This is a genomic window from Virgibacillus sp. Bac330, from assembly GCF_003667845.1.
GTDB lineage: Bacteria > Bacillota > Bacilli > Bacillales > Amphibacillaceae > Virgibacillus > Virgibacillus chiguensis.
In genome coordinates this window covers 1,338,692-1,365,328 of sequence record NZ_CP033048.1, presented here as the reverse complement: position 1 = coordinate 1,365,328, position 26,637 = coordinate 1,338,692, and the positions used below count along the sequence as shown (strand labels likewise).

The following is a 26,637-nucleotide window of genomic DNA, read 5'->3' as shown; positions in this document are numbered from 1 at the left end:
TGGTTTAACAAGAAGTAATAGGTAGTGCTAAGCGCAGCGTATTTTAAAAATAGGAGCATAAGGATAGCGTCCACTACCGTTATACTAGCATACAACAAATAAATGTCACATGAAGCAATAGGGATTGGGAACTTATAGTTATTGCTGGTCAGGATTTTAATAAAAACATGTTTTCTCACTTCATGTAGATCATTCAAATTATCACAAGGAACGACAACTTTTGAGGTGAAAAGAATAAATAACGCTACAGTGTCATTTTTATAGCACACACTTTAAAATAATTTCTTAACGCATATTTTTAGCCAGACCATTAGATTACACTATATTACAAGTAACCTTTTTCTTTTAAAGAAACAAATTTACGATTGCCTATAATTATATGATCGATCAGTTCAATCCCAATCATTTTTCCAGATTCAACTAATCTCCTTGTTACATGAATATCCTCCTGAGAAGGTGTTGGGTCGCCAGAAGGATGGTTATGGGCAACAATTATGGAAGCGGCAGAACGTTTAACAGCTTCACGAAATACTTCCCTAGGATGAACAATGGAGGCGTTTAGGCTGCCAATAAAGATCGTTTGCCGGTGAATAACTTGATTTTTGGTGTTTAAAAATAGTGCTACAAAATGTTCTTGGTTTAATATTCGCATATCTTCCATGATGTAATCTGCGCCATCTTCCGGAGAGCGAATGACATAACGATCACCTGATTGAAAACCGTTCATTCGCTTTCCCAACTCAATGGCAGCTAAAACAAGGACACCTTTAGCTCTGCCGATTCCTTTTATGGCTATTAACTCTTCTATCGTTGCATCATTTAAAAGTTTTAAACCTTCAAAATGCATCAACAGGCGATTAGATAAAGAAAGTACAGATTCTGATTTTGTCCCACTTCCAAGAATGATAGCCAATAATTCTGCATTTGACACCTGTCCAGGGCCAACCTTTAGTAACCTTTCTCTGGGGCGGTCATCTTTAGGTACATCTTTAATCATAATAGGCATTGAAGTCATTTTCATCCCCCTTTAACTAAGATACTTGTATCTTACAGAGGATTACTTGTTTAAACAAATCAGCAATTCTAAAAAAACAGCTAATTATCTGAGACAAAAAAAGGTTTATATAGGAGAAAAACGGACATATGAATAACTGTTTCTTCTTATAAATTCTATTCTAAGTAGATAAGCAAGTTAAAAACTTGAAGGATAATAAACTGTAAAACAGCATGGGAAATTTTATTCCAACCCATTTGTAGAAGGGTTCAACCCTATTTAAACCAATAAACTTTATACGATATTGTTTTCTTACATTATCCTACTTAGTAGTATAGTATTCTTTTATTCATTCACTATTTTTCACGCTTAAGCTCATGTATTAATTCATACCATAAAGTTAGTAAACTTGCTCCTAAGTCTACAGCCTCATCATTTCGCTCTTCAATCACATGTTGATTTATTGCATTACCTAAACTTTGGAAACGTTTAGGGATAGTTTTTTTGGTTGATTCCCATTGTTCTTTAGATATTTTTTGTTGTTGCATATCTTTCCACCATACATCCGCAAATGTCTGCATCCAGCTTCTTTCTTCTTTCTTTAATCCCTCTTCGTCCACATGAATCCGCCACTTCTTTATATAAATATCCAATTTTGAAGTAATATCCTTTTTTAACTGCTCCGCTTTTTCCTTTGAGGCAACCGCAGATATTAATAAAAAATATTGTTTCTCTTTTTCCCAAATCATTGCAGGTAGCCCTTCCTCTTGAAACTTCTTTTGCCAAGTCTGTGCATTTCCTGCTTCAGAAAAAACGCCTCCCTGCAATACAAAAATATCAAAGCCTTGTAAATTTGCGTGACCATCTAGTTCTTTCCTTTCTTGTTCACGGCTAGTTTCGGTCACGCCAGCGTTGTTTAGTTCACTATTTGCTTGGCGATCTTCATCAATGGTAACAAACATTCGAATCAATGTAATGCCCAGCAATGTCCCTATAATAAAAGCGGAAGCAATGGCAATAATTAAAGGTTTCATAGGCTTTATTTTTTTAAAAAATAGGTGATAAACAGAAAATTTCTTATTAGATAGTCTGCCATATGATGGAACTTCTTCCTCTGTATCTGTTAGTGTTGCAGCTTCTTCATTCTCTGTCTCCCCAGTTGTATCATTATTTTTTGATAAATACATGGACAGCTTCACCTGCTGGCCGTTTTTCCAGACTGTTATTTTACGCTTGTCCTTTTTCACAGTTTTGCCTCCTGTTAGAAGAGTTCTATTTTACTCTAGCAAAAAACATGTGAAAAGTAAGACGAAGTTTGTCCGCTTTTTAAGAAATTGTTCAACATAATGTGATATCTTTTTCGATTACATGGTGCCACTAAAACTATTATTTATCCTTATTGAGTAAAGACGACCTTACCATAGAAATGAAATGAAGCGAACCTGTAATACAATATACAGTGTTTGGGTCACTCATTCTACTGATCGCATTTTTCCACGAATCAATGGTTTCCATTGAAGCTAACGAGTTTTTTTTCATTTCAGATATACTTGCAGCTCTCGGGTGATCAAAAGTGGTTAAGTAAATTGCACTAAATTTATCTCCTAGAGGAATCATCATCTCATCAATCGCTTTATCTTTAAAAGCTGCAAATAATAACTGTCTTTCTTGATATGGAAAGACTTTCTCCAGTGTGTCTATAAATGCACGAATTCCAGCTGGATTATGAGCTCCATCAAGAATTATAGTAGGGTGTTGGGACACCAATTCAAATCTACCTTCTAATTGTACGTCAAAAAAAGCAGTTGGTAGTTTCGCAAACTGGATAATATATCCTTTTTGCTGTATTAAATGTAAAGCCATTAACGCTAATGATGCGTTCGCTAATTGATGTTCTCCATACAATTTAAGTTTAAAAGCAATTCCTTTCGTAAAAGGTAGGCTCCATTCCATATAATTCCATTCTTTAGAAGGTAAACTTTGATAATGGAAATGCAACCCTAATTGATAAGCTGGAGCTTCCTTAGCCTTCGCTTCTTGTATAATCACCTCTTTAGCAGCTGATTGTAATTGTCCAAAAACAACTGGAACCCCTTGTTTAATAATTCCTGCTTTATGCAAAGCAATCTCAGGTATTGTCTGACCAAGAAAAGCCATATGATCTTTACTAACACTAGTAATTATAGATACTAAAGGGATTATACAGTTTGTGGTATCTTCTCTTCCTCCCATTCCAGCTTCTATAACAGCAATGTCAACATTAGTAGCAAAATAAAGGAACGCAACAGCTGTCATTATTTCAAACTCTGTTGGAGATTGATTTTTTTGATCTAATTCCTGAACCACGGGATAAACTTTTTCCCACACTTTTAAAAATGCTTGTTCAGAAATTGGCTCTTCCTCTACATAAATATACCCGCGAATTCCGTGTAAGCTTGGTGAAGTAAACACTCCTACTTGATAGCCACTTTCTTGCAAACCTTGTTTCACAAAAGCGGCAGTAGATCCTTTTCCATTAGTGCCGGCAATATGAACAGCATTTAATCGTTTTTCAGGATGACCAAGTAAAGCAAGTAATTGTTGCATACGTTCCAAACCAGGTTTCACACCTAACTGATGCCGATGATGAAAAAATGCTTCTATTTGCTTCATTGTATGCAATTATGTACAATCCTTTCATGAGTAGTATTTAATTTACAACATAAGGTGAATCTTCAATCCGTGGGTTCTTTCATCCCTGACGGATTGTTAGTAGCCTAAGGGTATGACCTAATAGCCTCTCGGCACAAAGGCGCAAGCGCCCGTTTAGCAACGTAGCGACTGGAACGAATCGACTGAGATAAAGGAATCACGGTGAGGCACGAACCGATGATGACTTATTGTAAGGCGATTCGTGAAGTCGCCTAGTTGCTGGGCGCTGAATCCAGACGTGACTAAATTACTTAGTAAGTTTAGCCACAGCTGCAAAATTTTATAATTTCCTAGACAGCGAAAAAGGAGATGTAGGTGTTGTTATCTCCCATTTAGGCTGGCTCGCTCACATCTTTCATTCTTGAAGCGGGATTTATACAGCACCTTATATCTAGGATACATCTTTTGGTCAAAATTCTAATTAAAAGTGCTTACTTTTAAAATCAAAAAATTATATGAACGATTATTAGTATAGCAGAAAGGAAAGAACCGATGCACGTAACTGGATGGATGATTTATAACGATAGTTTACCAGGTAATAAATTTATTGATTTTGCACAATGGCTAGAAAAAGCAGCCACGCAAAGAGGTAGCAACGTAAAAGTCATATCAAATAGCGAACTTTTATCTTTTTTATCTCAAAACGAATTATCTGTATTAGCCGAAAAGCAACCTAGCGCTTTACCGGACTTTGTCGTGTTTACAGATAAAGATATTTACCTAGCTAAGCAACTCGAATTATTAGGTATAAGCGTGTTTAATTCTTCGGAAGCAATTCGTATTAGTGATGACAAAATATTAACGTATCAACAGCTAGCAACAGCTAAGCTCCCAATACCTAAAACGATTATTTATCCGAAGACATTTACTTCCCAACAGCTAAAACATGGCGTAATGCAATCTGCAATTCACCGTTTGGGTTTTCCGATGATTGTAAAAGAAGCGTTCGGCTCTTTTGGCGAACAAGTGTATCTTATCCATAATAAAGCGGACTTAATTCAGCGAATTAAACATTTGGCAACAAAGCCCTTTGTTTTACAAGCATTTATTTCTACTAGCTATGGAAAAGATTTACGGCTGCATGTTGTAGGTAATAAAGTTGTTGCGGCCATGAAACGACAGTCAGCACATGATTTCAGAGCAAATATTACTGCTGGTGGTACCATGCAGGCGTATGAACCATCGGAAGAAGAACAAAAACTGGCGATTCTAGCTACACAATCCATTGGAGCTGATTTCGCAGGTGTTGATCTATTAATTGGCGAAAATGATTCTCCTATAATTTGCGAGATCAACTCCAATGCTCACATCCGCAATTTGTTTGATGCCACGGGAATAAATGTTGCTACCTTTATAATTGACTATATTTTTAAGAAGATCGAAGGGAACACAAATGCATAACGGCTGGCTTATCTATAGTGATAAAGATATAGAAGTAAATAAAGCTTATATTCATTGGTTTATGGAAGAAGCAGCACTTCAATCCATCCATCTGCAACTTGTACGCAGGGAAGACCTAATGATTGGAATTCAGAAAAATCGGCACGTCCTATTAAATAACCATCAGATAGAGCCTTTACCTGAATTTGCCGTTGTTCGTACCATTGATCCTATGCTTAGTATTCATCTGGAAAGTTGTGGAATTATTGTTTTTAACAACTCTCGTATAGCAACTATTTGCAATAACAAAGCGTTAACGCATCATTATGTACATCAACTTGACGTTCCAATGGTAGACACATATTTCCATAAAGCTTCTTTTTTAAAAGAGTCCCCTCCGCTTTCTTTTCCATTTGTAGTAAAAACAGTTGCAGGGAGAGGTGGAAAAGAGGTTTATATGGTCACTAATGAGTTGGAGTATTTAGCATGTAGGAAGAAAATAAAAGGCAATGACATCATTATGCAAAGTTGTCATGTGCAACAAGGCAAAGACTTGCGCGTTTTCGTTGTAGGGAAAAAAATTATCGCAGCTGTACTTAGAGAAAGTAATTCCGATTTTAGAGCCAACTACAAGCTTGGTGGTAGTGCAATACGGTATACTTTATCCAAAAAAGAAGCAACAAGAATTCAAACGATTATCAATTATTTCGATTTTGGAATGGTAGGAATTGATTTCTTACTAAGTATGGATGGAGAACTATTATTTAATGAAATTGAAGATGTTGTCGGTTCTCGCATACTAAGTGCCGTTAGCAATACAAATATACTACGGTTATATGTGGAGCATATCAAAAAACACATCCAGTCGTAATCTTTTTTATTATGCAATCATGTAAATAAAGGTTACCTACTTCGTACATTTAGTTCGAAGTAGGTAACCCTTAAATTTGTGTTAGTTTTTTAATTCATGTAATCTTGCTTGAACCTTCGCTTGTTTATCCAAGTACTCTTTTTCTTTTTGTTTTTCTGCTTCAATTACTGCCTGAGGTGCTTTATTAATAAACCCTTCGTTTGCGAGTTTTTTCTGTACACGCTCTACTTCTTTTGTCCATTTAGCTAGATCTTTTTCTAAACGAGCAATTTCTTTGTCAAAATCAATTAACCCTTCTAATGGTAAAAATAGTTCTGCTCCTGTCACTACTGCTGACATTGCTTTTTCAGGGACATCGATCTCTTCCATAATGGTTAATTCACTTGTGTTACAAAAACGTTCTAAATAGTGACGCTCTTCTTCTAATTCCTTCACAATAGATTCACTCTCCGCTTGGATGAGTAGTTTAACTTGTTTTGACATTGGTGTATCTACTTCTGCACGAATATTACGGACAGCTTTGATAATCGCCACTAGTCGCTTCATTTCATTTGCTGCCTGTTCATCATGGAATGCACCTCTTGGCTCCGGCCAAGCGGCAACTGTGATAGAATCTCCTTGATGTGGTAACTGTTGCCAAATTTCTTCTGTAATAAACGGCATAAATGGATGCAACATACGCATCGTTTGATCTAAAACATAAACGAGCACAGAACGTGTTGTTTGTTTTTGAGTTTCGTCATCTCCATATAATGGTATTTTTGCCATTTCAATATACCAATCACATAGTTCATCCCAAATAAAGTTGTATAATTGACGACCAGCTTCGCCAAATTCATATTTATTGTTATTTCTAGTTACATGTTCAATTGTTTCATTTAAACGGGTTAATATCCACTTATCTGCCAAAGATTTTTCGCCTGTTAAATCAATATCTTCATACGAAAAATCGGCTAAATTCATTAAAGAAAAACGAGAAGCATTCCACACCTTATTCGCAAAGTTCCATGTTGCTTCTACCTTTTCCCAATGAAAGCGTAAATCTTGACCAGGGGTAGAGCCAGTCAATAGGAAATAGCGTAATGAATCTGCACCATATTTATCAATGACATCCATTGGGTCGACACCGTTGCCTAACGATTTACTCATTTTTCTTCCTTCAGCATCTCGAATCAATCCGTGGATCAAAACATCATCAAACGGCTTTTGATTCGTAAAATGCTTCGATTGAAAAATCATTCGTGAAACCCAGAAGAAAATAATATCATAACCTGTTACGAGAACCCCAGTTGGAAAATATCGCTTGTAATCTTCTGCTTCTACATCCGGCCACCCCATGGTTGAAAAAGGCCATAAAGCAGATGAAAACCAAGTGTCTAATACATCTTCATCTTGTTCCCAATTTTCTATATCGTCGGGAGCTTCCTTGCCGACATAAATTTCTTTTGTTTCTTTATGATGCCAAGCTGGTATGCGGTGCCCCCACCATAGTTGGCGAGAAATACACCAATCACGAATATTTTCCATCCAATTTAAATAAGTTCTTTCAAAACGCTGTGGAACAAAATTAACTTTGTCACTTCCTGCTTGTAGCTCGATTGCAGCATCTGCTAATGGTTTCATTTTTACAAACCATTGCGTAGATAAATATGGCTCTACGACAGCGCCACTTCGTTCGGAGTGACCAACTTGGTGTACATGGTCTTCAATCTTAAACAGTACACCTTGTTCTTTCAAATCATGAACAATTTGTTTTCTGCACACAAATCGGTCCATTCCTTCATAAATACCAGCATTTTCGTTCATCGTTCCATCTTCATGCATAACTAATACTCGTTCTAAATCATGTCTATTCCCAACTTCGAAATCGTTTGGATCGTGAGCAGGCGTAATTTTCACTGCACCAGAACCAAATTCCATATCTACATACTCATCTGCAACAATTGGTATTTCCCGACCGACGATGGGCAAAATAGCTTTTTTGCCAATTAAATGGCTATATCGTTTATCATCAGGGTGAACAGCAATCGCAGTATCACCTAACATCGTCTCTGGACGTGTGGTAGCAATTTCGATTTTCTCATCACTATCTTTTAACGGATAGCGCATATGATAAAATTTGCCCTGCACTTCTTCATAAATCACTTCAATATCGGATAAAGCCGTTTTTGTATCTGGATCCCAGTTTATAATATATTCTCCACGATAAATTAAACCTTGTTCGTATAACTTTACAAATACTTCTCTAACTGCGTCTGACAAACCTTCATCAAGCGTAAACCGTTCACGTGAATAGTCTAAACTAAGCCCTAACTTTTCCCATTGTGAACGAATAAACGCAGCGTACTCTTCCTTCCATTCCCAAGCCTTTTCGAGAAATTTTTCTCTACCTAGCTCATAACGATTCGTATCTTGTTCTTTTAGCTTTTCTTCCACTTTTGCTTGTGTAGCAATCCCAGCATGATCCATACCAGGGAGCCATAATACATCATATCCTTGCATACGTTTCATTCTAGAAATGGTGTCTTGCATTGTCGTATCCCAAGCGTGTCCCAAATGCAATCGTCCTGTAACATTTGGTGGGGGAATAACAATAGAATAGGGTTCTTTCTCCATATCGTTCTTTGCTTTAAAATAGTTTCCTTCTAGCCAAAATTGATAGCGACCTTTTTCTACTTCCTGCGGATTGTATTTAGCAGAAAGTGAAGGTTTTGATTCTTGTTCGTACATAACATGCTCCTCCTTACAATATCTTTTTTAGCAAGCTGTAGTTTCACTTATACGTTTTTGACACTTACTAAAGTGTATAAAAAAACCCTTTTGTCCTATAAAAGGACGAAAAGGGTTTGCTCTCCGTGGTACCACCTTTATTTGTATACTTCTAGTGTAGTAAAGAAACAAAGTATACACACTTCATTTGTTGATAACGGTACATAGACCGGCTTCCTTCTACTTAAAAAAGGCAGCATCTTAGCCTTATTTGTTCAAAGGAGCTGTTCCTGGGCGACATTCCAGCATAATTTTCAAGGAAACTTTCAGCCAATGATTTCCATCTCTACATGATAATTATCCTGTACTCTTCCCATTCTTTACATTTTCATTGTTTACATGCATATTATTAGAATAGCTTTATTTTATATATAATTCCTCTTTACGTCAACTGTTTCCTCACTAAAATGAAATAGCGCATTCTTTTCCCAGCTCTGGAATGTTTACGACAAAAAGCAGCTTAAAGAATGTAGCTCTTCACTGTTATTGTAAGTGTTTGTTATCTCTTAAATAATAACCCGTTACATAGTAAGGTTTGCACCAAAAAGATCAATTTATACATATAGTATAGTAACATAAAAATTTCTGATGTAAAGGAGAGAGTCTCATTGGCAAGATATTACCGTTACCGACTACCACCATGGGCCAGAAATTGTATTATCGTAATTGAAAGATGTACACTGCCTATATTAATTTTTCAATTGATTCGTACTTTATTTTTCCCAACCACCTTTGATGTATTTCTTCTTGGTATTATCGTTGGCATTTTTATAGCTTTTTATTTGGAATGGATTTAATCTGTTTCATCCAAATCATCTAGGTCGTCCAGATCATCTAGATCGATCGTATCAAACGTTTTTTCCACATGTGCAGAAAGGTGCAACCCAAACAGTATACGTCGAAATGTATGCTGTAAATGAATTATTTGTTTCATCATGGATGTGTTTGCTTGTTTATGATTTTTGACACAACTTAGATAAGCTTGTGGGTCTAATAATTGAATGACTAACAAATAAAGTTCTTTCTTGGTCAGTTCGTTCTCATTCATATACTTGTCAAATCCGCGCAGTAGCATATTAGTCGGAGTATCATAATGCTTTGTTTCTTCTTGAAAAAAAGCAACTAAATCAAAAATGGGATAGTCAAACCCTGCATTCTCCCAATTTATAAAATAGAGCTGACCTTGATCAACTAAAGTATGTGAAGTTTTGATGTTCTTATGGCACAAACTATAATACCAAGTCTCTTCCTGTTCTTCCAACAGCTGATCAATTCTTCGTATCGTTTCATTCAGACTATAATTAACATCTTTAAATTGCGTACAAACAAGTAACTCAAACGGGGACATAAAGCGATGTTGTTCGTACTCCTCTACAAATGCAAGTAATTGTTGCTGTAAGGTCAAGCAATGCTGTTTATACTGTTGAAAAGCTTGCTTAAACTGTTGGACTTCAACCAAATGTCGCCGTTTTGTTTTCATGTGAATCAATCCAAAACTTTGAAAGATTTTATCAATCGTGGATTGATCTAATTCTGTTTCTCGGCTTTCTTTCCAAGGTGTCACATAATAAATAAATTCTCCTTTTTTTTCATATAACTTTCCTAGCTTCGTTAAGTAAACTGGTAAAATAGGAAAAAGATATTCTTCATATGCCAATTTATAAACTTGTTCCCACATAACGATTGTTTCTTCCGTTAGCCGGCTATGTTTCAACGCATATTGCTGGTTGTAGTCTTGCACCATGTAGAGCCGCTCTGTTTGTTTTTCTATGTAAAAAGGTCGAATAGAATAAGCATGCAACACTTCTTGTAAGGTATCCATTTTCTTCACCACCCTAGTTTCAAAGCAAACAAAAATTAGGCTCACGCCTTTACACTCTTATTATTTAGTGGGGTTTTCTTTCATAACCTGCTGGTTGTTCAGCAGCCCAAGAATACGATTTTAAAGGGTTTTTACAAAAAAGGGAATAAGGTGGTGTATCTCCCACTTAGACTTGTTCCGCTCACATCTTCCAATCTTGAAGTAGAAGTCTTACAGCACCTTTATCCGCGATAAATTAAAGAATTCAATTATATCTGGCCTTAGAAAAACTTGGCTTGTCGCCAAATCTTATGACGAAAGCCTTTGTTTTTCTTATATTATAAACCAAAAAATCTCATACTTTGCTATAGCGTAAAATAATTATATACCTTTGTTAATGAAAAATGAGATGCCACTACTAGCTTTTAAGGAAGCTGCAGGCAACCTTACCTCTATAATGGAGAGAGAGCATCATTTGTTTTTCTTTTCTGGAATATACAGTAATTGACCTTGCGTAACATCGTAATCATCATCCAATTGATTCTGTTTAATTAATTGTAATGCAGAAACTTGATATCTTTCCGCAATAGAATCGATCGTATCATCTTCCTGTACGATACATAACCTCATGCTAGTATAATTATTTTCAGCTTTATTACTAAAAATATCTGCTAAGTAGCTGACATCCTGGACTTCATCTTGGATGTGTCGATCACCACTCGTCTGATTAATTTCCGGTGAGACAGATAACGCTTCATGGTCATTCTCATCGCCATTTTGCTTCACCTTCATCTCATTAATATTGTTAGGTTCTTCCGTAACTTCAGCTTCTGTAGCTTTTTTCCCTTGGTCATCCACGTTTAGATTATTTTGTTCTTTATTTGTTTCTACTTCTCTTTCTTGTTCATCATCTGTTACACTGCTTTTTGCTTCAGTGACTCGTCCTTCGCTTTCTAGATTTGTTTCATGAGTAGAGTCATAATCTACTTGTTCGTATTGTTCTGTCTCCTCATCTTCACCCAATTCTTCTTCATGAACATCACTAGTATCCTCTTGTTCAGAATCAAAAAATTCCTTTAGCGTTTTCGTCTCTTTATACTTCCATCTTCCTACTTCATCAGTTTGCTCACCTTTCTTATCTAGGTGCTCTGTTATTTTCTCTGAATATTCATCAGATAGTATTGTTTCTTCTTGCTCCATTTCCTTTAACCTGCTTTTTTCATCTGAACTATCTTGCTCTGGTACCGTTAGAAATGGTAAAGATGGGTTCATCTCCTCATCTTCTGTTTTATAATCTTGCTCTGATTGTTTCATTTCAAACTGAAAATAATCAGCTTCTTGCTCTCCTCGATTAGACTTATCTTCTTCTGGGGATGCATAGTTCAACTGTTCTTGCGATTCTTTTTCTCGTGCATCAGATGCTGTTATTTCTTCTTGTTGAATGCCATGAATTTCAATTGTTGAATAAAGTCGGAATAAGGTTGGATTGGGGATTTCATAATCAAATGTCTGAATATACACGCTTATATCGTTTAAGTTTGCAATGCGGTTTGCAGGTACAGAAATTTCTACTGGGAAGTGATGAGAAAATATAGATACTCCTTCTTCATCTTGCTCCACGGCTTCAACATAGCGTTTAGAACCCATCACATCTTCTTCTAAATCATCTTGAAAAACGGTGTGTCTACTTTTTTCATACTCTCCTTTTAATTCAATAACTCCTCTGATTGAAATATAGTCGTGAAATGAATGAATAGAGATGTCTGGCTCCAATGAAACCCCTCTCATTTCATTTACTTCCTGTCCTTTTTCAAAATAGAGTGTTTCATTCAATTCAAACTGAAATACGGACGCTTCATTTGTCACGGCTCTCCTCCTCTCCACCATATAGTTCATATATGATGATATGCCTTATATTCAACTATATGAATATTTTCATTAGGATATTACAAACGGTAAAGTTGATTTCCATGAAGTTAAAAACAGCTTCTTTACTACGACTTTACCAAAAATGAACCTATTTGCTTTAGCTAGTGAAGGAAATCCGAAGACTAAGTTAGGAAAAAGCGAACTACTTTTTTCAAAGAGGTTGAGCAGTTGATCCAGTAGAAAGTTTTGCAACGTTAAATAACTTAGTAAGTTTATCCACAGCTGCAAAATTTTATATTCCTAGACAACAGAAAAAGACCTCACTAGCAGCATGTATATCAAAAATTACATGCTATTAGTAAAGGTCTTTAAATAAATTCTATTCTCTGGCATAGGTTGATTAAACTAAATACACACTATGAAGGCGCAACTTAGTAATAAGCTTCGTTACTCTATGGAAGCAAAAGCTGTGTCAATTGCTTTTACCGTATGTTCAATATCTTCATCTGTATGCGCAGTAGATAAAAACAGGCCTTCAAATTGTGATGGTGGAAGGAACACGCCATTTTCAATCATAGAGCGATAATATTGAGAAAAATAATCAAGATTAGCAGATTGAGCAGTTTCAAAGTTAATTACTTTTTCATTAGTAAAAAAGACGCCAACCATTGAACCCGCTCGATTAATATGCAATGGTATATGATGCTTATTGGAAGCCGCTGTAAACCCTTCTATCAATCGGTCTACTTTTTTATTTATCGCTTCATAAGATGACTCATCTAACGCTTTTAATGTCTCAAGCCCCGCGGTCATCGCTAACGGATTACCAGATAATGTACCAGCTTGATAGATAGATCCAGTTGGAGCAACTTTCTCAATAATCCCCCGTTTGCCTCCATATGCACCAACTGGTAATCCACCTCCGATTACCTTCCCGAGACATGTCATATCGGGTGTCACTCCAAAATGACCTTGCGCACATTGGTAACCTACCCGAAAGCCAGTCATTACTTCATCAAAAATAAGCACGGTGCCGTTTTGCTCCGTAATTTCTCTTAATCCTTGTAAAAAACCTTCTATTGGTGGGACCACTCCCATATTGCCGCTAACAGGTTCTACAATAACTGCAGCAATATCATCACCATATGTCTCAAAAGCATATCGCACACTTTCTAAGTCATTATATGGAACCGTGATCGTATTTTGAGCAATCGTTTTAGGAACACCTGGACTATCAGGAAGTCCAAGTGTAGCCACACCTGACCCTGCTTTAATTAACAGTGAATCACCATGACCATGGTAATTCCCTTCAAATTTTAGTATTTTATCTCTTCCTGTGTAGCCTCTTGCTACACGCAACGCGCTCATTGTTGCTTCCGTACCTGAATTTACCATCCTAACCATTTCTATGGATGGAACGCGGTCAATAACTAGCTGTGCAAGCTCATTTTCTAATACTGTCGGCGCTCCAAAGCTGGTACCTTTTTCCGCTGTTTCCTTTAATTTTGTTACGACCCGTTCATCAGCATGTCCTAAAATGAGTGGACCCCAGCTTAAAACGTAATCAATGTATTCATGACCATCAATATCTCTTATCTTAGCTCCCTTACCAGATTCCATAAAAATTGGTGACATACCTACTGATTTAAATGCACGAACAGGTGAATTAACACCGCCAGGCATTAAATCAACTGCTTCTTCATAAGCAGCTTTGGATTTATTAAAATTCATAACCAGATATCCTCCTATCTATTTTTTTCTGCTAACCATTTTGCAACATCTTTTGCAAAATAAGTTATAATTAGATCTGCTCCAGCTCGTTTCATAGATAATAGTTTTTCCATAACCAGCGCCTGTTCATCAATCCAGCCATTTTGCGCTGCAGCTTTCACCATCGCATATTCGCCGCTTACATTATAGGCAACAATCGGCAAATCAAAGTTATTCTTCATTTCTCTCACAATATCTAAGTAGCTTAAAGCTGGTTTTACAATTAAAAAGTCAGCACCTTCATGAACGTCTGATTTCGCCTCACGAAGCGCTTCTAATCGATTCGCGGGATCCATCTGGTATGTTTTTCGATCTCCAAATTGTGGTGTACTATCTGCCGCATCTCGGAATGGACCATAAAAAGAAGAAGCGTATTTAACCGCGTAAGACATAATAGGAATCTGTGTAAAACCAGCTTGATCTAACGCTTGACGAATAACTGCTACAAACCCATCCATCATGTTTGACGGTGCAATAATGTCAGCCCCTGCTTTTGCTTGGGATACTGCTGTTTTAGCAAGTAACTCTAATGACGCATCATTATCTACATCATGGTCATGAATGACTCCACAATGTCCATGAGACGTATATTCACACAAACAAGTATCTGCAATTACGAGCATTGATGGTACTTTTGTTTTAATTTTTCGTGTAGCTTGTTGGACGATCCCTTCATCAATAAAAGCGCCCGTCCCTTGTTCATCTTTTTCATTTGGCACCCCAAACAAAATAACAGCTTGAATACCAAGTTCTTCTAGTTCATCTATTTCTTCCGTAAGTAAATCCAGCGATAACTGGTATACTCCTGGCATAGAAGGAACCTCTTTTCTCACCTTTTCACCTTCAACAATAAACATGGGATAGACAAGATCGGTTTTATGCAAATGTGTTTCTCTTACTAAGTCTCTCATACCAGCCGTACGTCTTAATCTACGGTGTCTATCAAAAGTCGGTATGTTCGTCATTTTTTTCATCCTTTCTTTTCATCACATCTTGCTTTATACAATCAATCATACCATTAATTGTAAAATCTTTTGCTGTTAAAACTTTAGTAAATCCTAATTCCTTCGCCCGTTGTTCTGTCGTCGTACCAATACATACACATGGTGCGACGTTTCTCACCCCTATCAAATCGACAAATGCCTCCACTGTAGACGGGCTTGTAAATGTAATATAATGAATCTGAGTATTCGTTATCGCACATTGCAACAACGGTTTTACTTTGACATTCTTATGGGTTTCATACACTTCAAGCATTGTAAAAGTTTTATTGCTTTGTTTAAAGCGTTCCGGCAAAACATGTCGAGAGAGATTTCCTCTTACTAACAAAAAATGATCGTCGGTAGGATATTGGCTTAAAAACTCCTCTGCCATCGTCTCAGCATCAAAAGAGCTTGGGACAAAATCAGCAGAGCGACCTGTTATTTCTTTTAACTTATGATCTGTTTTATTTCCCACAACAGCAATTTTAGTTTGCACCACATTCTCTAAAGCGACAGCGTCGTGCTTTACGAACTGAAAAAAGCAGCTTACCCCATTCCCACTTGTGAAAAATATCCAATTACAATTCGACAATTGTTGTGCGAAATCCCCATTTATTGGGCGTTTACAAGTAATATTAATAAGTGGGACTTGTACTGGTTCTCCGCCTAAATCAGTAATTTTTTTCGCAAAGTCTGTTGCTTTGTCTTGCTCGCGAGTGACTAAGATTCGCTTCCCATCTAACGGTAAGCTCATTACTCATTTAACTCCTCTTTTACCTTTTCAATAATTTCCTTAGCACCGCGATTTTGTAATAACGTAGCTGCTTTCCTGCCAACTGCTTCTGGATCACTACCTTGTACCACTTCCTTTAAGACTGTTTTCCCATCAGGTGTGCCTACAAAAGCTGTCAGTACAATGGATTCTCCTTGTAAATATGCATAGCCTCCGATTGGTACTTGACAGCCGCCTTCCAACAAATGCAAAAAGGTTCGTTCCGCAGTAACCGTTCGAGCGGTATCTTCATCATGAATGGTTGCTAACAGTTTTTTCAATTCATCATCTTCCGACCGGCATTCAATAGCTAAAGCGCCTTGCCCAACTGCAGGAACACAAACATTAGGCTCTAAATACTCCGTAATTAATGTTTCACTTAAACCTACACGTTTTAAACCAGAAACAGCCAACACAATCGCATCATAATCTTCTTCCTTTAATTTTCTTATCCTTGTTTCAATATTACCACGTATCCACTTTATCGTGACATCTGGTCTGACAGCTTGTATTTGCGCAGCTCTTCGTAAACTGCTCGTTCCAACAATAGCGCCTTTAGGCAGATCTTTTAAACGTATATTTCCTTTAGAAAGAAACGCATCTCGATGGTCTTCACGCTCTGGAATAGTCGTTATAATCAACCCTTCTGGCATCGCAGAAGGCATATCTTTCATACTATGTACAGCTAAATCAATTTCTTTATTATACATAGCCTCCTCAATCTCTTTAATAAACAGACCCTTTCCGCCTACTTTTGATAAAGTAACATCTAAAATACGATCCCCCTTTGTAACGATTTTCTTTACTTCAAAATCATTTTCAACCCCAGCTTGTTTTAATTGATTAATTACCCAATTTGTTTGTGTTAATGCAAGATTACTTTTTCGTGAACCAACAACTAATTTACGCAAGTTTATTCTCTCCCTATGTTTAAAAATGAAATTTCGATAACGTACTGAATAACAAGAAATTGACTAGCAACAATAGAAAAGCAACTGTATTATACATTGCAATCGTTCTCCCTTTATACTTTTTCCATAAACGGATGACTAAGTAAATGACGTAAATAGCCAATACAAAGAAAGAACCAATTGTCTTTAAATCTACCCAGTAAAATAGAGCATCAGATACATAAGCCCACACAATTCCTAGTATAATAGCGATTAATAATAAAGGAACACCAATGGTTACTGTTTTAAATGCATAACTATCCAATTGGTTCAAGTCAGCAAAACGCCACATCCACTTAAAACCTTTTTTTTGCTTCAATAATTTGTACTGAATTAAATACATAATGGATAATAAAAAGGATAGTGTGAAAAATCCATAGGAAGTAATGGCAATCGTTATATGTGCAATAACTATTTCATGGACAAATTGGACGGCATGCTCCTGCCAATTTTTTTGCGCGTCCGTCAACAAAAAAAGCAATAGAATGAAGAAACTAAATACATTTGTAAAAAAAACAATAAAATGAATAGGAAATAGTTTATTCGCTAGTAATGATATCGTCACAAGAATCCACGAATAAAAAAACAGACTATCATTTAAGGTTACAACCGGAAAACTTTTTTCAAAGATTATTACATAGAATAAAAAAAAGGTTTGAATGATCCAAACCAAACTAAGCAACCAGAAGGCTATTCGATTTACCCTCCGGTTGTCTTGAACAAAATCGATAAAGTATCCGAACAGGCTTAATCCATAAATGATTAATATAAATTCATAAAGCCATTTTAATTCTACCATATGAGTATTCCTTTCATTATATGGTCGGCATCTTATTTAAAAGTGGGAAGGATACTTGTTTATTTTTCATTGCTTTATTTGTTTCATTTTTTTTTGCCTGCTTATCAAGCTCTGCTTGTACTTCTGCCTCGATACCGAATATGTCAATAAACAATTGAAGTGATTCCTTTGATCGGTCACCTACCGCCATTTCTTTTGCTTGTGTAATTGGCTCTTTTAGCAACTGATTGACGATACTTTTCGTATGTTTGTTAATGATCTTTTTCTCTCTTTCTGTGAGATCAGGCATTTTTCTTTCAATACTTTTCACTGTTTCCATTTGTATGGAAAGTGCTTTCTGCCGTAGAGCTGAAATAATTGGTACAACACCTAATGTCTTTAACCATTCTTTAAATGCCACAATTTCACTTTCAAACATCAGCTCAATTTGCTCTGCTGCTTCTTTTCTTGCTTCTAAATTTTCATCCACAATATGTTGCAGATCATCGATATCATACAAGAAAGTATTTTCTAATTCACTTACAAAAGGGTCAATGTCCCGCGGAACTGCAATGTCTACTAAAAATAAAGGGTTCCCCTTGCGCTCTTTTTGCACTGCTTCCACCAATTCTTTTGATAAGATGATCGATGTAGAACCGGTAGAAGTAATCAGAATATCAGCTTCTTGTAATACGATAGGTAACCTGTCGATTGTTTCAGCGCGTGCTGCAAACTTTTTAGCCAACGCATCTGCTTTTTCTCTTGTGCGATTTACCACTGTAATGTCGTTCGTTCCGGAACCTTGTAAATTTTTAACAGCAAGTTCTCCCATTTTTCCCGCGCCTAGTATAACAACACGTTTTTTCTTTAAGTCACCAAAAATTTTCTTTGCTAGCTCAACAGCTGCATAACTAACAGAAACTGCTTGTTTACCAATTGCCGTATCTTTCTGTACACGCTTACCAAACGTAATAGCCTGTTTGAATAATTCATTCAACACAGTACCAGTTGTACCCATTTTTTGTGCAGTTAAAAACGCTTGCTTCACTTGACCCAAGATTTGTGTTTCCCCTAATACCATAGAATCCAATCCTGTAATTACACGAAATAAATGCTCCATCGCCCCGTCATTTTCAACAATTTGTAAAAATGAAGAAAAACTAGCTTTCTCTTCATCAAACCAATCAGCTAAAAACTGCTTTATATAGTATCGCCCTGTATGCAATTGGTCTACTACTGCAAAAATTTCTGTACGATTACAAGTGGAAACAATAACATTTTCTAAAATACTTTTTTGCCCATTCAAAGCGACCATGGCCTCGTGAACATGATCTTCCGAAAAGGCAAGCTTTTCCCTAATTTCTACAGGGGCTGTTTTATAATTAAAACCCACCTTTAAAATATGCACAACCATCTACCCCCAAATAAAATGAAACTTCCATAACTGTTCTAAAATTAGGTGTTATCCGTATAGTTTGAACTGATTTTAATAATCAAGCATAACAGGATAAAGGACCAATTCATTTACTAATTAATAATAAATATAAAATAACATTATTTCTAAACACTATTATAACATGTATATTCCGTTACAATTTAATAAAATGTGAACATAATCTGAAACATTATGATAGCATATAACGTATAAGCATTAGTGCATAACACGTCTGTACTTTATCACAACAAAAGTAAAGAAGCAAGCATTCGAACTACATATCATGAGGTGATTACTTGAAAAAACAAAACACGCTTACCGCGTATCTTCTTATCGGTATAGGTTTGTTTTTTTTACTTAAACAATTAAATATTCCTATCTTGAACAACTTTTATTCATGGCAAACAATAATCATTATAATTGGACTTGTTTTGTTAATCCATAGTTATATTACAAAAAATTACCAGAATTTGTTTAGCGGTACTATTTTGTTAGGATTAGGCATTCATTTTTACGGTCTAACTTACTATTCTTTTTGGATTGATCATTGGGCTATGTATGTACTTATTGTAGGCGTCGCATTTATAGTTCGTTTTTTACAAACGAAAGAAGGCTTGATACCAGGAATATTGTTGACAGCTTTTTCTTTGGTCATGATGTTTTCAGTACAACTTCCTAGCTGGTTTAATTGGATCTATACAATTGTAGATGTAATGGAACGTTTTTGGCCTGTTTTGTTAATTATTTTTGGCTTGTTTTTATTAACGAAACGGAAATAAACATAGATAAATGATGAAATGGAAGGGCGCTCGTATAAAAAGAGCCCCCTTTACATCATTTATGGAAAATTACACCTCCATATATTGGCGGATCATGGACCATGCTTCTTCTTTTCCTTCACCCGTTTCAGCAGAAAAAGGTAATACCAGATCTCCTGCCTCCACTTGAAAAGCTTTTTCCGTTCGTTTTACATGCTGTGATCGTTTGTTTTTAGACACTTTATCCAATTTAGTCGCTATAATTAAAACCGGAAGTTCATAATACTTTAAAAAATCATACATCTGTAAATCATCAACAGTGGGCTCATGTCGGATATCTGTAATTAAAAGCACCGCTTTTAACGAATGGCGCTTCTCAAAGTACTCTTCCATCATTTTGCCCCATTTTTGCCTTTCTTTTTTTGACACTTTTGCATAACCATAACCAGGGACATCAACAAAATAAAAGGCATCATTGATAAGATAAAAATTTAGCGTTTGTGTTTTTCCTGGTTTTGATGACGTTCGTGCTAAATTCTTGCGGTTAATTAACGTATTAATAAACGAAGACTTTCCTACATTTGATCGTCCTGCTAAAGCTATTTCTGGTAACTGATCGTTTGGATATTGTTTTTCACTGACAGCACTTATTACAATTTCAGCTTTTGTTACTTTCATTTTGCTCCCCCACTAACGCATGTTGTAATACTTGATCCAGATGACGAACAGCGATAAATGTGATATCTTTTCTTACACTTTCAGGAATAGATTCAATATCTTTTTTATTGTCTTCTGGAATAATAACGGTAGAAATACCAGCACGATGTGCGCTTAGCGTTTTTTCCTTTAGACCACCAATCGGAAGTACCCGACCTCTTAAGGTTATTTCTCCAGTCATTGCTACCTCTTTCTTTACGGGACGACCTGTCAATGAAGAAACTAAAGCTGTAGCCATCGTTATTCCTGCGGAGGGCCCGTCCTTTGGAGTGGCTCCCTCAGGAACATGAATATGAATATCACAATTCTCATGAAAAGATGGATCTATATTCAGTTCAGTTGCTCGAGAACGAATATAGCTAAAAGCTGCTTGTGCTGACTCTTGCATGACATTACCGAGTTTCCCTGTAAGGGTCAATTTCCCCTTTCCAGGATAGTGGGAAACCTCAATAGATAATGTATCGCCTCCAACAGCTGTGTATGCTAGCCCAGTGGCAGTACCTACCTGGTTCTCTTTTTCTACTAAGCCATAACGGTATAACGGTTTTCCTAGCATTTCCTCTAAACTATTTTCAGTTACGATGACACGTTTCTTTTTTTGAGAGACAACAAGCTTAGCTGCTTTTCGGCACAAGGAAGCTAATTGTCTTTCAAGATTACGAACACCCGCTTCTCTTGTATACATTCGAATTAATTTTCGAAGAGCCTCATCTCGTAATTGCAATTGTCCTTTTGTTAAACCATTTTCTTTCAATTGTTTAGGCAGTAAATGGCGCCTTGCAATATGCTGCTTTTCAATTTCTGTATATCCAGCAATAGAAATAATTTCCATTCGATCGAGCAAAGGTGCTGGGATGTTGTTTATGTAATTTGCAGTAGCGACGAACAGCACATTGGATAAATCGTACGTTTCTTCAATAAAATGATCACTAAATTGCGCGTTTTGTTCTGGATCAAGAACTTCTAATAAAGCGGAAGATGGGTCTCCGCGAAAGTCATGAGCCATTTTATCAATTTCATCTAATAAAAATACCGGGTTGTTCGTCTTTGCTTTTTTCATTCCTTGAATAATTCTTCCTGGCATAGCCCCAATATAAGTACGCCTGTGGCCTCGAATTTCGGCTTCATCACGGATCCCCCCTAAGGAAATACGGATGAAATTTCGGTTTACAGCATGAGCGATCGACTTCGCTAAAGATGTTTTCCCCACTCCAGGTGGACCCGCCAAGCATAAAATAGGTCCTTTAATAGATGAAGTGAGTTTTTGTACAGCTAAATATTCTAAAATTCGCTCTTTTACCTTCTCCAGACCGTAATGTTCCCTATTTAAAATATTTTCTGCCAAGTCCACATCAATCCGATCTTCCGTCTTCTCATTCCAAGGTAACGCTAACAACCATTCTATGTAATTTCTAATTACTGAACTTTCCGCAGAGCTTTGAGGGATTTTTTCATAACGGTCTAATTCTTTAAGCGCTGCTGTTTGAATTCGCTCAGGCATGGTGGAGGTATGGATTTTTTCCCGCAACTCATCTACCTCACCTATTTTCCCGTCTTTTTCTCCCAACTCTTTTTGAATTGCCTTTAATTGTTCACGTAAATAATATTCTTTTTGTGTTTTTTCCATGGATGTTTTGACACGTTGACCGATTTTCTTTTCCAGGTCAAGCACCTTTTGTTCGTTAGATATGTATTGGATTAACATCTGTAGCCGTGTTTTAATCTCTTGTGTTTCCAATAATGCTTGCTTTTCCTTTATTTTCAAAGACAAATGAGAGGTAATTATATCTGCTAATCGCCCGGGTTCATCTATGTCAGCAACCGTCTCAAATGTTTCATGTGTGATTTTTTGCGAGAGTGTCGTATACTTCTCAAATTGGGTCAATAGTGAACGCATAAGCGCTTCTTGTTCATGCTGATCCGTTTCTATATCAGATATCTTTTGTACTTCTACAATAAATTCTTGCTCTTGTTCAACGTATCTTATTACTTCTGCTCGGTATACACCTTCAACTAAAACCCGCATCGTTCCATTCGGGAGTTTAATCATTTGCTTAACCATAGAAACCGTCCCAATAGAGTAGATGTCCCTTGGTTCCGGTTCTTTTAAACGAATTTTCTTTTGTGCTGCTAAAAATATGTATTCATTATCCATCATCGCTTTTTCAATAGCTGCTATAGATTTTTCTCTTCCTACATCCAAATGTAAAACCACGGACGGGAAAACAAGCAATCCTCTTAATGGTAGGAGGGGAATTTGTTTTTTATCATTTGTCATCATATGTACCTCCATATATAGGTAGTGATGTATTTATACATTCTTAAATTCTATAGAAAAGTGGGTGGTTTGTAAATAATTTATAAAAAGCACTTCTAATCCATAGATGTTTTTTTTCGTACAGATTCTTAAAGTGTAAAGAAATGATCTGGTTCGAAAGCATTTGAATAGCCTGGGGAAGAAATTAAGTGCTGTTTTCTTTTTCACAATTGGAAAAGGAAGATTTTATGGCGGTTATATGTTTTAAAAAGCTTTACCTACGCAAGCTACAGTTTTTCTAAGGCTATAGATTTACAATATGATACATTTTGTATAAAGAAACACCTTCAAATGCTTTTGTGGCTTGCGCTCTTCGGTGAGCCATGATGGTTTCCTATAGTATAAAAAAAGAGACTGACTAGTTGTATAATAAACGTCCAAAAAAGTCAGCCTCTTTTACATATTGCTAAGTTCATCACTAGCAAGGAAGTCTGTCAAGGTGCGTAAGTTTATTCGTATCACTACTTTTACTTACCAAACAACCAAAATCATGAAATCCTAGGTTTTGGTGCCCCTTTAAGCACTTTCTTTAGGAAGTTTTTTAGCTCCTTCTGTTACTGTCCCATCTCGGTATACAAGTTTTGGAACACCCTCTTCTTCTACAGTTCTTTTCGTAATAATACACTTCTCAATATCATCTCTAGATGGGAGTTCAAACATAACATCAAGTGTTATACCCTCAATAATGGAGCGTAACCCCCTAGCTCCCGTCTTACGTTCAATTGCCTTAGCAGCAATTTCTCTTAAAGCTTCCTCTTCAAATTCTAATTCAATATTATCCAACTCAAATAATTTTTCATATTGTTTCACTAAAGCGTTTTTCGGCTTCGTTAAAATCTCAACGAGCGCTTCTTCATCTAATGGCGTTAAACTACCTATAACTGGAATTCTACCAATAAACTCTGGAATAAGCCCATAACGTAATAAGTCTTCTGGTAAAACCTTTTCTAACAGCTCACCCATGTCTAAATCTTGCTGCTTTTCATTGGCTCCAAACCCAATTACTTTTTTACCAAGACGGCGTTTAATAACCTGATCAATTCCATCGAATGCCCCACCAACGATAAACAAAATATTCGTTGTATCAATCTGAATAAATTCCTGATGAGGGTGTTTTCTGCCACCTTGAGGAGGAACGCTAGCTACCGTTCCTTCTAATATTTTAAGTAAAGCCTGCTGCACGCCTTCTCCAGAGACATCTCGTGTAATAGAAGGATTTTCTGACTTACGAGCTACTTTGTCTATTTCATCAATGTAAATAATGCCTTTTTCTGCTTTTTCTACATCGTAATCGGCTGCTTGAATGAGCTTCAGTAATATGTTCTCCACATCCTCGCCAACATAGCCAGCTTCAGTAAGTGACGTTGCATCAGCCATTGCGAAAGGTACATTAATTATTCGCGCTAAAGTTTGCGCTAACAATGTTTTCCCGCTACCAGTCGGACCAATCATAGCTATGTTACTTTTGGCTAGCTCTACATCGTCAGAAGAAGATTTCGGTGTATTGATCCGCTTATAATGGTTATATACAGCAACAGATAAGTTCTTTTTTGCCTTATCTTGACCAATAACATAATCATCCAATATATCACATATTTCACGTGGCTTCGGAATTTCTTTTAATTCTGTTTCCTCTTCCGTTCCGAGCTCTTCTTCCACTATTTCCGTACACAATTCAATACATTCATCACATATATAAACGCCCGGTCCAGCCACTAATTTCCGAACTTGATCTTGGCCTTTACCACAGAACGAACATTTTAATTGTCCTTTTTCTTCATTGAATTTAAACACTTATTATTCACCCCTAAAAGTTAAATCTCTTTCCTTGCAAATGGCTCTTTAGGTTTCAACTTATAGCCATCATATCAGATCAAAATTAAAATACAAAATGATATACTTTTTTTCGCCGCTATTTTCAGCATAATTACTAACACCGCCACATTTGGTTCGATACACTACTTGTTAGCATTCCCATCATTCACGCTTTTCATAATATTGTTTTCAAGTTAACTCCCTTTTAAGAAAGCTTTATATTTAAGTATATTATGCAACACTCTTTGTATTACTTTATAAGAGAATCATTAGAAAGTCGAATGAAAAGGACAGTGTAACTACAATTTTTTTCATGCTACTTCCATTGGCTGTATGATCTTTTATCAGGGAACACAATTCTTTCGCTCGTAACTGATATAAGGTGCTGTAACAATTCCACTTCAAGCATTGGAAGTTATGAACTTACCAAGCCCTTAATCCCTTTTTTCGTTTTCATGCCCTTGGGCAACTAAACAATTCGCCTCGGGTAAAAGGGCCCATCACGGATTGAAGTTTCACTTTATACGGAAAAAACAAGGTGTGATAGAATCACACCTTGTTTTGCATCATTCCCTGTTTTCTAAATAACTATACGTAAATAAGTTATACAGCTTTACTTTGTTCCACAAGGAAGTCAATTGCTTTACGCTTTTTCAAATCGCTCTTTAATGCTTCTGCATTACCACCGAGCATTTGTCTAATCTGTTCTTTTTCAGCACCGTACATTTCTGCCATTTTATCAAGTTCTGCTTCGACATCTTCATCCGTTGCTTCCAATTCCTCTGTTTCAGCAATAGCGTCTAACGTAAGATTTGTTTTCACACGCTTCTTAGCATCTTCTCGCATTTGCTCTTTTAAAGCATCCTTATCTTGTCCAGAGAATTGGGAGTACATTTCTAGCGTCATACCTTGCATTTGCAGGCGCTGTTCAAATTCTTGTACCATTTGGTCTAGTTCTGATTCTACCATTGCATCAGGAATAGCGATTTCACTATTTTCGCTAGCTTTTTCAATCAATGTCTCCCGCTTTTTGTTATCAGCTTCTTCTGTTCTTTTTTCTAAAAGTTGTTCTTTTTTCTTAGCCTTTAACTCTTCAAGCGTATCAACTTCATCGTCCAAATCTTTCGCAAACTCATCGTCAAGTTGTGGCAACTCTTTATATTTCACTTCATGAATCGTTACTTTAAAGGTAGCTTCTTTTCCTGCAAGCTCCTCTGCATGGTAATCTTCAGGGAAAGTTACCTCAACTTCCACTTCTTCTCCAGGCTTTTTACCAATAAGCTGCTCTTCAAATCCCGGAATAAATTGACCAGAGCCGATTTCTAAAGAATGGTTTTCAGCTTTCCCACCATCAAATGGTTCTCCATCAACGAAACCTTCAAAATCGATAACAACTGTATCACCATTTTCTACTTCACCATCTTCTTTAACAACTAATTCAGCATGGTGCTCACGTTGATGCTCCAAGTCATGCATAACATCTTCATCAGTTACCTCTACTTCTTCATCTTCTACTTCGAGACCTTTATATTCACCAAGTTTAACCTCTGGCTTTACAGTAACCTTAGCAGTGAATACTAAAGGTTCGCCTTTACCGATGGATTCTATATCAATATCTGGTTGATCTACTGGTTCAATTTCAGCTTCAGCTACAGCTTGCATATATGCACTAGGCAATACAATGTCAACAGCGTCTTGGTAAAGTGCTTCTACACCAAAACGCTTTTCAAATAAACCACGTGGAATTTTACCTTTACGAAAACCTGGAATTTGTACATCCTTTTTGACTTTATTAAATGCTTGATCTAATGCTTTGTCAAACTCTTCAGCACTCACTTCAAATGTAAGTACACCTTCATTTCCTTCTTGTTTTTCCCATTTTACTGACATATAATTCCCTCCAAAATCTATTGTGTCCTTCATTTTTCAAACATTCATTTATTGTTTAAAAGACCGAGATTTACAAC

Annotated in this window: 20 protein-coding genes and 1 other annotated feature; of the genes, 4 read left to right on the top strand and 16 right to left on the bottom strand. The window is 36.5% G+C overall.

Annotated features, from left to right (window positions below; all coding sequences use genetic code 11):
• Window positions 1-325 precede the first annotated feature (325 nt).
• The 3 genes from radC to D9780_RS06210 all read right to left on the bottom strand — a co-directional run bounded on the left by radC (window position 326) and on the right by D9780_RS06210 (window position 3,646).
• Window positions 326-1,006: a RadC family protein gene (radC, locus tag D9780_RS06220; RefSeq protein ID WP_073004858.1), complete on the bottom strand. Its 681-nt coding sequence runs from the start codon at window positions 1,004-1,006 to the stop codon at window positions 326-328.
• A gap of 344 nt (window positions 1,007-1,350) precedes the next feature.
• Window positions 1,351-2,241: a hypothetical protein gene (locus D9780_RS06215; RefSeq protein WP_121639632.1), complete on the bottom strand. Its 891-nt coding sequence runs from the start codon at window positions 2,239-2,241 to the stop codon at window positions 1,351-1,353.
• Between the two features lie 139 nt (window positions 2,242-2,380).
• Window positions 2,381-3,646: a bifunctional folylpolyglutamate synthase/dihydrofolate synthase gene (locus D9780_RS06210; RefSeq protein WP_121641444.1), complete on the bottom strand. Its 1,266-nt coding sequence runs from the start codon at window positions 3,644-3,646 to the stop codon at window positions 2,381-2,383.
• 531 nt (window positions 3,647-4,177) lie between these two features.
• Here D9780_RS06210 and D9780_RS06205 point away from each other — a divergent pair.
• Both D9780_RS06205 and D9780_RS06200 read left to right on the top strand, forming a co-directional pair.
• Window positions 4,178-5,086: an ATP-grasp domain-containing protein gene (locus D9780_RS06205; protein ID WP_121639631.1), complete on the top strand. Its 909-nt coding sequence runs from the start codon at window positions 4,178-4,180 to the stop codon at window positions 5,084-5,086.
• Window positions 5,079-5,936 carry an ATP-grasp domain-containing protein gene (locus tag D9780_RS06200; RefSeq protein WP_121639630.1) on the top strand — a complete coding sequence of 286 codons (858 nt, stop codon included), beginning with the start codon at window positions 5,079-5,081 and terminating at the stop codon, window positions 5,934-5,936. Before D9780_RS06205 ends, D9780_RS06200 begins: the two co-directional genes overlap by 8 nt.
• An 81-nt stretch (window positions 5,937-6,017) precedes the next feature.
• Here the strand turns inward: D9780_RS06200 and D9780_RS06195 are convergent, their stop codons facing one another.
• Window positions 6,018-8,666, bottom strand: a complete 2,649-nt coding sequence (locus D9780_RS06195) for a valine--tRNA ligase (RefSeq protein ID WP_121639629.1) — start codon at window positions 8,664-8,666, stop codon at window positions 6,018-6,020.
• Between the two features lie 98 nt (window positions 8,667-8,764).
• Window positions 8,765-9,035: a binding site (T-box leader), on the bottom strand.
• A gap of 278 nt (window positions 9,036-9,313) precedes the next feature.
• On the opposite strand from D9780_RS06195, the gene D9780_RS06190 reads away from it, so the two are divergent.
• Window positions 9,314-9,502, top strand: coding sequence for a hypothetical protein (locus D9780_RS06190; protein ID WP_073004679.1), 189 nt, complete (start codon window positions 9,314-9,316; stop codon window positions 9,500-9,502).
• Here the strand turns inward: D9780_RS06190 and D9780_RS06185 are convergent.
• The 8 genes from D9780_RS06185 to hemA form a co-directional block, all read right to left on the bottom strand.
• Window positions 9,499-10,527: a phosphotransferase gene (locus D9780_RS06185; protein ID WP_121639628.1), complete on the bottom strand. Its 1,029-nt coding sequence runs from the start codon at window positions 10,525-10,527 to the stop codon at window positions 9,499-9,501. The two genes, D9780_RS06190 and D9780_RS06185, sit on opposite strands and share 4 nt — an antisense overlap.
• A 450-nt stretch (window positions 10,528-10,977) precedes the next feature.
• Entirely contained in the window at window positions 10,978-12,372 is a 1,395-nt protein-coding gene (locus D9780_RS06180) for a LysM peptidoglycan-binding domain-containing protein (protein WP_162985812.1), read from the bottom strand.
• Between the two features lie 450 nt (window positions 12,373-12,822).
• Window positions 12,823-14,106, bottom strand: a complete 1,284-nt coding sequence (gene hemL / locus D9780_RS06175) for a glutamate-1-semialdehyde 2,1-aminomutase (protein WP_121639626.1) — start codon at window positions 14,104-14,106, stop codon at window positions 12,823-12,825.
• A 14-nt stretch (window positions 14,107-14,120) separates the two neighbouring features.
• Window positions 14,121-15,110, bottom strand: coding sequence for a porphobilinogen synthase (gene hemB, locus D9780_RS06170; protein WP_121639625.1), 990 nt, complete (start codon window positions 15,108-15,110; stop codon window positions 14,121-14,123).
• Complete coding sequence (locus tag D9780_RS06165; protein ID WP_121639624.1) at window positions 15,088-15,882, bottom strand: uroporphyrinogen-III synthase; 795 nt, start codon at window positions 15,880-15,882, stop codon at window positions 15,088-15,090. Before D9780_RS06165 ends, hemB begins: the two co-directional genes overlap by 23 nt.
• Window positions 15,882-16,811 (bottom strand): hydroxymethylbilane synthase, encoded by a 930-nt coding sequence (gene hemC, locus D9780_RS06160; protein WP_121639623.1) that lies wholly within the window; start codon window positions 16,809-16,811, stop codon window positions 15,882-15,884. The genes D9780_RS06165 and hemC overlap by 1 nt, the downstream gene beginning before the upstream one ends.
• A gap of 19 nt (window positions 16,812-16,830) precedes the next feature.
• A complete protein-coding gene (ccsA, locus tag D9780_RS06155; protein WP_121639622.1) occupies window positions 16,831-17,649 on the bottom strand; it encodes a cytochrome c biogenesis protein CcsA in 819 nt (272 codons plus the stop codon).
• 16 nt (window positions 17,650-17,665) lie between these two features.
• Window positions 17,666-19,036: a glutamyl-tRNA reductase gene (hemA, locus tag D9780_RS06150; RefSeq protein ID WP_121641443.1), complete on the bottom strand. Its 1,371-nt coding sequence runs from the start codon at window positions 19,034-19,036 to the stop codon at window positions 17,666-17,668.
• A 323-nt stretch (window positions 19,037-19,359) separates the two neighbouring features.
• Here hemA and D9780_RS06145 point away from each other — a divergent pair, with 323 nt between their 5' ends.
• Window positions 19,360-19,842: a LiaI-LiaF-like domain-containing protein gene (locus D9780_RS06145; RefSeq protein WP_121639621.1), complete on the top strand. Its 483-nt coding sequence runs from the start codon at window positions 19,360-19,362 to the stop codon at window positions 19,840-19,842.
• Window positions 19,843-19,911: 69 nt separating this feature from the next.
• On the opposite strand, the gene yihA is transcribed toward D9780_RS06145, so the two are convergent.
• The 4 genes from yihA to tig form a co-directional block, all read right to left on the bottom strand.
• Window positions 19,912-20,499 (bottom strand): ribosome biogenesis GTP-binding protein YihA/YsxC, encoded by a 588-nt coding sequence (gene yihA, locus D9780_RS06140; protein WP_073004697.1) that lies wholly within the window; start codon window positions 20,497-20,499, stop codon window positions 19,912-19,914.
• A complete protein-coding gene (gene lon / locus D9780_RS06135) occupies window positions 20,480-22,816 on the bottom strand; it encodes an endopeptidase La (protein ID WP_121639620.1) in 2,337 nt (778 codons plus the stop codon). The genes yihA and lon overlap by 20 nt, the downstream gene beginning before the upstream one ends.
• A gap of 555 nt (window positions 22,817-23,371) precedes the next feature.
• A complete protein-coding gene (gene clpX, locus D9780_RS06130) occupies window positions 23,372-24,649 on the bottom strand; it encodes an ATP-dependent protease ATP-binding subunit ClpX (RefSeq protein ID WP_073004700.1) in 1,278 nt (425 codons plus the stop codon).
• Between the two features lie 624 nt (window positions 24,650-25,273).
• Window positions 25,274-26,560 (bottom strand): trigger factor, encoded by a 1,287-nt coding sequence (gene tig / locus D9780_RS06125; protein WP_121639619.1) that lies wholly within the window; start codon window positions 26,558-26,560, stop codon window positions 25,274-25,276.
• Window positions 26,561-26,637 lie beyond the last annotated feature (77 nt).